The sequence below is a fragment of the Sphaerotilus sulfidivorans genome (genome assembly GCF_013426975.1).
Classification (GTDB): domain Bacteria; phylum Pseudomonadota; class Gammaproteobacteria; order Burkholderiales; family Burkholderiaceae_C; genus Sphaerotilus; species Sphaerotilus sulfidivorans.
This window is the reverse complement of sequence record NZ_JACCPY010000042.1, coordinates 20,526-30,520: the sequence shown is the minus strand read 5'-3', so window position 1 is coordinate 30,520 and position 9,995 is coordinate 20,526. Positions and strand designations below refer to the sequence as shown.

The 9,995-nt window shown below is 67.8% G+C and carries 9 protein-coding genes; all 9 read left to right on the top strand.

What is annotated here, in order from left to right:
* The coding region (locus HZU84_RS17860) for a dTDP-4-dehydrorhamnose 3,5-epimerase family protein (RefSeq protein WP_180693045.1) at positions 1–248 on the top strand (248 nt) is incomplete at its 5' end.
* A 246-nt stretch (positions 249–494) separates the two neighbouring features.
* Entirely contained in the window at positions 495–2,342 is a 1,848-nt protein-coding gene (locus HZU84_RS17855; RefSeq protein ID WP_180693044.1) for an SLBB domain-containing protein, read from the top strand.
* A gap of 18 nt (positions 2,343–2,360) precedes the next feature.
* Positions 2,361–3,488, top strand: a complete 1,128-nt coding sequence (locus tag HZU84_RS17850) for a Wzz/FepE/Etk N-terminal domain-containing protein (RefSeq protein ID WP_149504471.1) — start codon at positions 2,361–2,363, stop codon at positions 3,486–3,488.
* 29 nt (positions 3,489–3,517) lie between these two features.
* A complete protein-coding gene (gene fcl, locus HZU84_RS17845) occupies positions 3,518–4,474 on the top strand; it encodes a GDP-L-fucose synthase (RefSeq protein WP_149504470.1) in 957 nt (318 codons plus the stop codon).
* Positions 4,475–4,529: 55 nt separating this feature from the next.
* Positions 4,530–5,678, top strand: coding sequence for a GDP-mannose 4,6-dehydratase (gene gmd, locus HZU84_RS17840; protein WP_149504469.1), 1,149 nt, complete (start codon positions 4,530–4,532; stop codon positions 5,676–5,678).
* A gap of 7 nt (positions 5,679–5,685) precedes the next feature.
* On the top strand, positions 5,686–7,143 hold the full coding sequence (locus HZU84_RS17835; RefSeq protein WP_180693043.1) for an oligosaccharide flippase family protein: 1,458 nt from the start codon (positions 5,686–5,688) through the stop codon (positions 7,141–7,143).
* Positions 7,140–8,171 (top strand): glycosyltransferase family 2 protein, encoded by a 1,032-nt coding sequence (locus HZU84_RS17830; protein WP_149504467.1) that lies wholly within the window; start codon positions 7,140–7,142, stop codon positions 8,169–8,171. Before HZU84_RS17835 ends, HZU84_RS17830 begins: the two co-directional genes overlap by 4 nt.
* Positions 8,168–9,505, top strand: coding sequence for a hypothetical protein (locus HZU84_RS17825; protein WP_149504466.1), 1,338 nt, complete (start codon positions 8,168–8,170; stop codon positions 9,503–9,505). Before HZU84_RS17830 ends, HZU84_RS17825 begins: the two co-directional genes overlap by 4 nt.
* Positions 9,502–9,993 carry an acyltransferase gene (locus HZU84_RS17820; RefSeq protein WP_149504465.1) on the top strand — a complete coding sequence of 164 codons (492 nt, stop codon included), beginning with the start codon at positions 9,502–9,504 and terminating at the stop codon, positions 9,991–9,993. Before HZU84_RS17825 ends, HZU84_RS17820 begins: the two co-directional genes overlap by 4 nt.
* Positions 9,994–9,995 lie beyond the last annotated feature (2 nt).

The window sequence follows — 9,995 nt, the reverse complement described above, 5'->3', positions numbered from 1 at the left end:
AGCTGACCGGCGAGAACCACCGCCAGTTCTGGATTCCGCCGGGCTTCGCGCACGGCTTCGTCGTCACCAGCGAGACGGCCGACTTCCTCTACAAGACCACCGACCTGTACGCGCCGCAGTGCGAGGGCGCGGTGCGCTGGGACGACCCGACGGTCGGCATCGCCTGGCCCGATCTCGGCATGGCACCGCTGCTGTCGGCCAAGGATGCGGTGGCGCCGCTGCTGGCCGACGCGCGGCATTTCGACTGACGCGGGCTTACCCGGCGTTGTCAGGGTCAGCCTCTACAATCTGATCGAACTGCCGGGTACCCGGCCGATTCTTTCAGATCAGTTCAGAACAGATCCATTCCGATGACGCCATCTCGCTCGGTCCTGCCGTTGCTGCGCGGCAGCGCGCTCGTTTTCGCTCTTTGCGGCCTGGGGGCCGGGGTTTCGGCGCAGAGCACCGCTCAACAGGGTGCCTACAGCACGTCTTCCTCTTCGGTCGACGATGGGATGCAGCAGCAGGGCAGCGCGTCCGGCACGCAGGGCCAGGTCTCCGACACGGTCAATGGCGCCGGCAGCAGCGGCACGGTGCGGCTGCAGTCGAACGCCCAGCAGCGGCGCAGCACGAACGGCAGCAACAGCACCCTCGACGAGCGCCAGCGCCGCCTGAACGGCGATGAATCGCTGCAGCAGGACGAACTGCTGCAGCCGGTCGACGGCCTGGTGCGGCCCGACGAGTTCGAGACCTATCTGCGCAAGCTGGGCTATCCGGGCATTCGCCGCTTCGGTCAGGAGCTGATGTCCGGCCGCGGCGGCTTCGACGCGCCCGAGACCAGCGGCCTGGTGCCGGCCGACTATGTGATCGGTCCGAACGACGAGCTGCAGGTCACCATCTGGGGCTCGGCCGATGCCGATCTGCGCCTGCAGGTCGACCGCAGCGGCCGCATCACCATTCCGCGCATCGGAGCCATTCCGGTGGCGGGCGTGAAGTTCGGCGATGTCGGCGAGGTGATCTCGCGCCGTGTCGGCCAGGTCTTCCGCAACTACCAGGTCAGCGTCGCGCTGGGTCAGGTGCGCAGCGTGCGGGTCTATGTGACCGGCCATGTGAAGCGGCCCGGCGTCTACAACGTCAGCGCGCTGTCGAGCGTGGTGAGCGCGCTGATGCGCAGCGGCGGCCCGAGCGCGGCCGGCAGCCTGCGCCAGGTCGATCTGCGTCGCGGCAAGGAGCTGGTCACCCGCTATGACCTCTACGAGCTGCTGGTCAAGGGCGATCGCAGCGCCGACCGTGTGGTGCAGAACGGCGACGTGATCCATGTCGGCCCGGTCGGCGCGCAGGTCGCGCTGGTGGGCAGCGTCAACCGGCCGGCGATCTTCGAACTCAAGCCCGGCGAGAAGGTCGAGGACCTGCTGACGATGGCCGGTGGCTTCACCGCGGTGGCCGACCGCACCCGGCTGGCGATCGAGCGTCTGGACGATCGCGCCAAGACCCGCGTGACCCAGCTCGAGATGCCGGCCGCCGCCGGCCAGGCGCCCGCCAGCGGCGATGTGCTGCGCGCCTTCAGCGCGGTCGATGCCACCCAGCCGGTGGCGCGCCAGAACAAGCGCATCCGCATCGAGGGCGAGGTGGCCAAGCCGGGCGAATATGTGCTGCCGCCCAATGTGACGGTGCGCCAGGCGCTCGGTCTGGCGGGCGGCCTGACCCCGAACGCCTATCTCTACGGCACCGAGTTCACCCGCGAGTCGGTGCGCCAGCAGCAGCAGCTCAGCTATGACCGCGCGCTGCGCGACATGGAGACCGAGTTCGCACGCGCCTCGGCCACCCAGCGTGCGATCAGCGCCGACGAGGCCGCGACCTTCGAGCAGCGCAACACCGCCACCGGCCGCCTGATCGAGAAGCTGCGCCAGGTCCGCCCGACCGGCCGGGTCGTGCTGCAGATGACGCCCGGCTCCGACCAGCTGCCCGATCTGCCGCTGGAAGACGGCGACCGCCTGCTGGTGCCGGCCCGCCCGACCACCGTCAACGTCTTCGGCTCGGTCTTCAGCAGCGGCGCCTTCCTGCAGGAGCCCGGGCGCTCCTTCAGCGACTATCTGAACCAGGCTGGCGGCCCGACCCGTGGTGCCGATGCCGGCGCCGTCTTCGTGCTGCGCCCGAACGGCAGCGTGCTCAGCCAGCTGCAGCGCTCGTCCTTCTTCGGTCTGGTCGGCGACATCGGCGGCACCAAGGCCGAGCCCGGCGACACCATCTTCGTGCCGGAGCGCATGAACAAGACCACCTGGGTGCAGGACCTGAAGGAATGGACGCAGATCCTGTATCAGTTCGGCCTGGGTGCGGCTGCGCTCAAGACGCTGCAGGATTGAGCGGGAGTGCCCATGTCCATGAACGACGCGAACAGCAAGGCCTCCACGCGGGACAGCTCATCGTCCTGGGACGACGAGGATGACGGCATCAGCCTGTCGGAGCTGGCCGGGGCGATCCTGGGCCAGTGGAAGATCATTCTGGCCGGCTCGGTCCTGGCCGGAGCGGCCGGCCTGGGCGCGGCCTCGCTGATGAAGCCGGTCTTCACCGCACGCACCGTGGTGATGCCTCCGCAGCAGCAGCAGAGTTCGGCCGCTGCCGCGCTCGGCTCGCTGGGGGCGCTGGCGGGCTTGGCCGGCGGGGGCATCAAGAGCCCGGTCGACCAGTACATCGCCCTGATGCAGAGCGCGACCGTGTCCGACCGCCTGATCGACCGCTTCAAGCTGATGGAGGTCTACGAGGAGGAGTTCCGCTCGGTTGCGCGCAAGACCCTGCTGACGAAGGCCATCATCACCGCCGGCAAGAAGGACGGCCTGATCGTCGTCGAGGTCGATGACCATGATCCGAAGCGTGCCGCCGACATCGCCAATGCCTATGTCGACGAGCTGCGCCTGATGACCAACACGCTGGCGGTCAGCGAGGCCCAGCAGCGCCGGCGCTTCTTCGAGCAGCAGCTCGAGGTGACCAAGAAACGGCTGACCGAAGCCCAGGTCGCGCTGCAGGAGAGCGGCTTCAGCGCCGGCGTGCTGCGCGCCGAGCCCAAGGCGGCCGCTGACGGCTATGCCCGGCTGCGCGCCGAAGTCACCGCGGCCGAGGTCCGGCTGCAGACGATGCGCCGCACGCTGGCCGACAGCGCGCCTGAAATGCAGCAGCAGCAGGCCCAGCTCGAGGCGCTGCGCTCCGAGCTGGCCAAGCTGGAGCAGCGCGAGGCGGCGCCTTCGTCGAAGGACGCCGGCTACATCGGCCGCTATCGTGACTACAAGTACCAGGAAACCCTGTTCGACCTGTACGCCAAGCAGTTCGAGCTGGCCCGTCTCGACGAGAGCCGCGAAGGCGGGCTGATCCAGGTGGTCGATGTCGCGACCGCGCCGGATCGCAAGAGCAAGCCCAAGCGGGCGATGTACGCGCTGGGCGCCGCGGTGCTGGCCGGGCTGCTGCTGTCGGTGCGCGCGGTGGTCATCGGGCTGCGTGCCCGTCGACCGCTCTGATCCGATCTGTCTTCCGATTCCTTCTCCTGATGCAGAACCTTTCCACGCCTTCTCCTGATGCGCGCATCTTCGTCACCGGCCATCGCGGCATGGTCGGCAGCGCCCTGGTGCGCCGACTGCAGGCCGGCGGCTACACGAACATCCTCACCCGAAGCCGCACCGAGCTGGACCTGCTGGACCAGCGCGCGGTGCAGGCCTTCCTGGCCGAGGAGAAGCCGGACTACATCTTCATCGCCGCCGCGCGGGTGGGGGGCATCCAGGCCAACAACATCCACCGCGCCGACTTCATCTACCAGAACCTGATGATCGAGGCGAACCTGATCCACGGCGCGCACCTGGCGGGCGTGCAGCGGCTGATGTTCCTGGGCTCGAGCTGCATCTACCCGCGCGACTGCGCGCAGCCGATCCGGGAAGACGCGCTGCTGACCGGCCCGCTGGAGCCGACGAACGAGCCCTACGCGATCGCCAAGATCGCCGGCATCAAGCTGGCCGAGAGCTACAACCGCCAGCACGGCCGGCAGTACATCAGCGTGATGCCGACCAATCTGTACGGCCCGAACGACAACTACGACCTGGCCAACAGCCATGTGCTGCCGGCGCTGCTGAGGAAGGCCCATGAGGCCAAGCTGCGAGGCGACGCCGAGTACACGGTCTGGGGCACCGGCCGGCCGATGCGCGAGTTCCTGTACGTGGACGATCTGGCCGATGCCTGCGTGCACCTGATGGAGCAGGGCTACGACGGCCCGCTGGTGAACATCGGCACCGGCACCGACGTGACGATCCGCGAGCTGGCCGAGACGGTGATGCAGGTGGTGGGCTTCGAGGGCCGGATCGTCTTCGACGACAGCAAGCCCGACGGCACGCCGCGCAAGCTGCTCGACGTCAGCCGGCTGGCCGGCCTGGGCTGGACGGCGAAGACGGCGCTGCGCGACGGCATCCGCCTGGCCTACGAGGCGGCTCCTTTTTTCAGTGAACAGGCTGCTTGAGCAACCGGCATCCTGCTGCCCCCGCGCAAGCGCCCGCAAAGACGACAGAACCGACATGAGCGAAGAACTCCATACCCCGAAGAACACCGCAGCCAAGGTGGCCCTGATCACCGGCGTCACCGGCCAGGACGGCGCGTATCTGGCCGAACTGCTGCTGAAGAAGGGCTACGAGGTCCACGGCATCAAGCGCCGCTCCAGCCTGTTCAACACCGACCGCATCGACCACCTGTATCAGGATCCGCATGTCGACGGCCGCAAGTTCACGCTGCACTACGGCGACCTGACCGACTCGACCAGCCTGGTGCGCATCATCCAGCAGGTCCAGCCCGACGAGATCTACAACCTGGCGGCGATGAGCCATGTGGCGGTGTCCTTCCAGGAGCCGGAATACACCGCCAATGCCGACGGCATCGGCACGCTGCGCATCCTGGAGGCGATCCGCATCCTGGGCCTGACGAAGAAGACGCGCTTCTACCAGGCCTCGACCTCGGAGCTGTACGGTCTGGTGCAGGAGATTCCGCAGAAGGAGACGACGCCGTTCTACCCGCGCAGCCCCTACGCGGTGGCGAAGATGTACGCCTACTGGATCACGGTCAACTACCGCGAGGCCTATGGCATCTACGCCTGCAACGGCGTGCTGTTCAACCACGAAAGCCCGCTGCGCGGCGAGACCTTCGTGACGCGCAAGATCACCCGCGCCATCGCGCGCATCGCGCTGGGACTGCAGGACTGCCTGTACCTGGGCAACATGAGCGCGCTGCGCGACTGGGGCCACGCGCGCGACTATGTCGAGATGCAGTGGCTGATGCTGCAGCAGGACCAGCCGGAAGACTTCGTCATCGCCACCGGCGTGCAGTACAGCGTGCGCCAGTTCGTCGAGCGCGCGGCGGCCGAGCTGGGCGTGACGGTGCGCTTCGAGGGCGAGGGCGAGAAGGAAATCGGCATCGTCGAATCGGTGACCGGTGACCGCGCCAAGTGCAAGGTGGGCGACGTGATCGTCCGTGTCGACCCGCGCTACTACCGCCCGACCGAAGTGGAAACCCTGCTGGGCGATCCGACCAAGGCCAAGGAAAAGCTGGGCTGGGTGCCGACCACCTCGTTCGAGGAACTGGTCAAGGAAATGATCGAGGCTGACTACACCGCGGCGCGCAAGGACAGCCTGGTCAAGCTGGCGGGGTTCCAGGCTTTCGATCATCACGAGTGAAATCTGCGTGAGTCGTGTCCTGTCGAGCGTCTCCTGGCTGTTCTTCGGCCAAGTCGGGCGCATCGCCTCGCAGCTCGTCGGTGTCTCGGTCATCGCGCGGTTGCTGACGCCCGCGGACTTCGGCGTGATCGCGATCGCGCTGATGGTGTCCAACCTGGCGGGTCTGCTGCGCGACATGGGGACCGGACCGGCCGCCATCCGTTCTCCGGATGGTTCGGCCCGTTTTCTCGGTGGCATCTACTCCGTCCAGCTGGTCATCGGCCTGATTCTGGCGGCGGCGCTGCTGCTGCTGGCGCAGCCGCTGGCCAGTTTCTACCGCGTCGATGCGCTTGAGCGGGTGCTGATCATCTTCTCGGTGGTCTTCCCGCTTTCGGCACTTGGGGGCGTCCACCTGATCGTTCTCGAGCGTGCTCAGCGCTATCGCGATATTTCCGCCATCGATCTGCTGGCGTATGTGGGTGGGCTGCTGGTGGCTGTCGCCCTGGCCAGTGCCGGCATCGGGGTCGAGAGTCTGGCGGCGCAGGCGGTCGTCAGTGCGGCGCTCCAGACGATCCTGCAGCGCCGTGCCGCAGGCATGGTCCTGCGGCCGACCCATCCTCGCCATGCCCGCTCTGCGGCCGGCGGGTCGCTGGCGGTCACTTCCTTCCATCTGATGAATTACGTGGTCCGCAACTCCGACACCGGTGTCGCGGGGCGACTGGCCAGCGCCGACTTCGTCGGTGCCTATTCGATGGCAGGTCGCATCGCCCAGATGCCGACGCAGCTGATCGGCATGCTGGTCTCACGCGTCAGCGTGCCGATGCTGTCCGCCGAGGGCCTGGATCGTGACACGCTGGCCCACAACGCCCAGAGAATGATTGCGGGCACCTTGCTGGCCAGCGCGCTGGTCTGCCTGGTCCTGGTGGCCTTGCGTCAGACCGTGACTGCCCTCCTGTTCGGTGCGCAGTGGCTGGATTCCGTGCCGCCCCAGCTGGTCTGGCTGCTGCCGGCCGCGGCACTGACCTCCACCAGCGCGGTCGTGGTGGGCGTGATGACCGCCTTCGGTGCGACAGTCGCGCTGACTCGCACGGGTGTGCTCAGTGCCATCGCGCATGCACTGGCGCTGCTGGCCGGTCTGTCCGTCGACGTGCGCTGGCTGCCCGCATCGATCCTGGCGTCGGCGCTGATGGCGCTGGGCATCGCTCTGCTTCAGCTGCGAGCGGTGCAGGCGGATCGAGCGATGTCCCCGGTGCGCCTGATGCCGCTGGTGCCCGTCGTGCTGCTGCTGGTCGCCTGCGCGCTGTGGAGCGACACGCTGCTTCTGGCCGCGGCCGGATCCGATCCGGTGCGCCCCATCGGCCTCGAGCTGCTTGAGGCAGGCGCTGTCGCGCTGCTGCTGTCGGCTCTGGCGGCCGGGCAGTGGCGTGCCTGGGGTCGCCGGCCGACCCTTGATCCGGAGTCCGCCTCTGAGCGGAAGACCGCATGAATGCATCCTTCCGAGGACAGGTCTCGGTCGTCATTCCGACCTGTCGTCGCCATGACAGTCTCGCCCTGGCCGTGCGCTCTGCGCTGCTGCAGGGCGACGCGATCCGCGAAGTGCTGGTCGTCGACGACAACCGACGCCCAGAGGATGAAGGCAAGGTGCAGGCTGTGCTGGCCTCGATCGGCGATCCGCGGCTGGTGTACCTGCGCAATCGCGGCGAGCCGGGGGGATCTGCGTCGCGCAATGTCGCCATCCGCCAGGCCAGCGCACCCGTGCTGGCCTTTCTGGACGATGACGACCAATGGCTGCCCGGCAAGATCGACGCCCAGCTGGCGGCGATGACGCCCGACATGGCTGGCATCGACTGCGGTTATGTCGAGTGCGACGAGACCTGGGGACTGATGCTCGAGATCCGCGGCGAAGCCCGGATGCGCAGTCAGGCGGACCTGCTGGCAGGCTACTGTCCGACCAGCACCAGTCTGGTGATGCTGCGCCGGGATGTCGCGCTGCAGGCGGGCCTGTTCGACGAGGGGCTGGCCAGCTTCGAGGACTACGACTTCTGGGTCCGGTGCGCGGCTTTCGGTGCCTTCGCCACGCTCGAGGGGCCGCATTGTCTCTATGTCCAGCATGCGGGCTACCGGCTCAGCGTGGCAACGGATGCCCGGCTGAGAGGTCTGGACGAGTTCCTGACGCGCTGGGGCGATCGGATCGGCACGGCCGGCGAGGTCGCTGCACTGCGGCGCCACTGGCGTCTGGTGGCGATGGCGACCAATGCACGGCGCACGTTGCCGAGCGACCGGATCGAGTCCCTGGGCTTCGCGCTGCGGGCCTTGCGCACCGATCCTGGCCGTCAGCACGGCTGGCAGCCCCTGCTGTTCGCGCTGGCGGGCTTTCCGCTCGCACGCCGGCTGTCTCGGCGGCGCAATGCAGCACGCAACCTGCCTGAGCGCCAGTCCACCTGGCTGCGTCGCTACCAGGCTGCCCTGGCGGCAGGGGATCCCGGTGCGGCGACGATGATGTGGCCGACATGAGCAACATGGTGCTGACGATGTCCGAGCCGGGCCCCGGCCCCGCTCCGCGACGGGGGGCGGCCGTCCGACGTCCGCATGAGGGCCTGGCTGCGCTGTCCCTGTTCGTCGGGTTGAGTGCGGCCAACGCGATGGGGGGGCTGCTGCAGCTGGCTTTCTTCGGCCTCTGCCTGGGGGTGCTGCTGCTGCGTCGGCATCGGGTTCCTCTGGCCCTGATGGGCGGCGTGGTGCTGTGCGGCATGATCGCGACCCTCACCAGCCTGAGAGGCGAGCCGGGCATCGCGCCGCTGCTGCGTTTCGTGCGGCCTTTTGTCGAGGGCTATCTGCTGGCGATCCTGCTGTATCACGGCTGCCGCATCCGGACGCTGAAGTCGCTGCTGGCCGCCTTGGCGGGCTATGTGCTGATCGAGCTGTTCTGCGCCCTGGCGATGGCCGCCTTGCCCGAGCTGCGTTCCGCACTGCTTGAACAGTGGTACGGCGATGATTCCTATGATGGACAGGCCTTCCAGGCGGCGCTGCTGTTTCGTGGCTTCGGCGTATCGCGGCATCACCTGTTCGGTCTTCCGCTGGCGCTGGGCATCGTCGGCGTGCTGCTGCTGGTCGGCGCGAGCCTGGAGGCCCGCCTGTCGCGACGGTGGCTGCTGACGGCCGCCGCGGCAGGCTGCGCGCTGCTGATCTTGCCCAATGCCCGGGTCGGCCTGGTGCCGCTGCTGATCTGCTACGCACTCGGCGTCAGCCTCTTCTTCCGTTTCTGCTACCTGCGGCAGATCCTGATGCTGGCGTGTCTGGGCGTGCCGCTGCTACTGCTGCTGGTGCGTCTGTACCTTGGCGACGCCGGCGAGGCGCTGATCGACTGGATGCTCGAGGGCGTGATGCAGTTCATCGATCCCTCCCAGGCCGCCGACGTGACGACGGTCAGCGACCTGGGGAGCATGGTCATCCTGCCGGCCGAGCCTCTGGCCTGGCTGATTGGCGATGGACGCATCTGCCAGCCCGGTGAGGGCTGCTACTCCGACATCGGCTGGATCCGTCTGCTGCAGGAAGGCGGCCTGCTGCTGGCCGTGCCGGTGGCACTGCTCTATCTGGGGGTGATTCTGCAGATCCATGCGGGTCTGCGCCGGCTCGGCATGAACCGTCCGGTGCGCCGGGTGCGTTCCTCGCGTGACCTGCTGCTGTGGGTGCTGCTGCTGACCTTCGTGCTGGCGACGATCAAGGGCGAGGCCTATGCCCCGAACGATTATTCCCGGCTGCTGATGCTGCTGGCGGTGCTGGTGCACCAGCGACCAAGGCGACGCCGACGCGCTCGCCCTCTCTCCTCGATTCCCTCGACGACGTGATCAGGCATTTCCTCAACTTCCTGCTGCGATGGCTGCCGCCGTCGCGACTGTTCGCGCTGCGGCGCTGGCTGCTTCGCCGTGCAGGCGTCGATCTGGCCGACGATGTCAGCTTCTGCGGTGGCGGCTGGATCTACGGGCCTGGCCGGCTGAGCATCGGCGCAGGCAGCTGGCTCAGCCCTGCAACTGTGTTCTATACCCATCAACAAGCGGCCATCCAGATTGGCCAGCGCTGCGACATCGGCCCTGGTGTTGAGTTCATTCCTGGCGGTCATCTTGTGGGCCCGAGTGACCGCCGTGCCGGAGAAGGCACAGCCCGACCGATCGAGATCGGGGATGGCTGCTGGATTGGCGCGCGTTCGGTCATTCTGGGTGGCGTGCGTATTGGCGCAGGCTGTGTGGTGGCCGCAGGCAGCGTGGTCACCCGGGATGTGCCCGACAACATGCTGGTCGCAGGTGTGCCGGCGTGCATCAAGCGGCAGTTGGACTGAGG

Coding starts and splice junctions, on each gene's coding strand:
- HZU84_RS17855 (WP_180693044.1), top strand. CDS start 495: ATGCAGCAGCAGGGCAGCGCGTCCGGCACGCAGGGCCAGGTCTCCGAC.
- HZU84_RS17850 (WP_149504471.1), top strand. CDS start 2,361: ATGAACGACGCGAACAGCAAGGCCTCCACGCGGGACAGCTCATCGTCC.
- fcl (WP_149504470.1), top strand. CDS start 3,518: ATGCAGAACCTTTCCACGCCTTCTCCTGATGCGCGCATCTTCGTCACC.
- gmd (WP_149504469.1), top strand. CDS start 4,530: ATGAGCGAAGAACTCCATACCCCGAAGAACACCGCAGCCAAGGTGGCC.
- HZU84_RS17830 (WP_149504467.1), top strand. CDS start 7,140: ATGAATGCATCCTTCCGAGGACAGGTCTCGGTCGTCATTCCGACCTGT.
- HZU84_RS17825 (WP_149504466.1), top strand. CDS start 8,168: ATGAGCAACATGGTGCTGACGATGTCCGAGCCGGGCCCCGGCCCCGCT.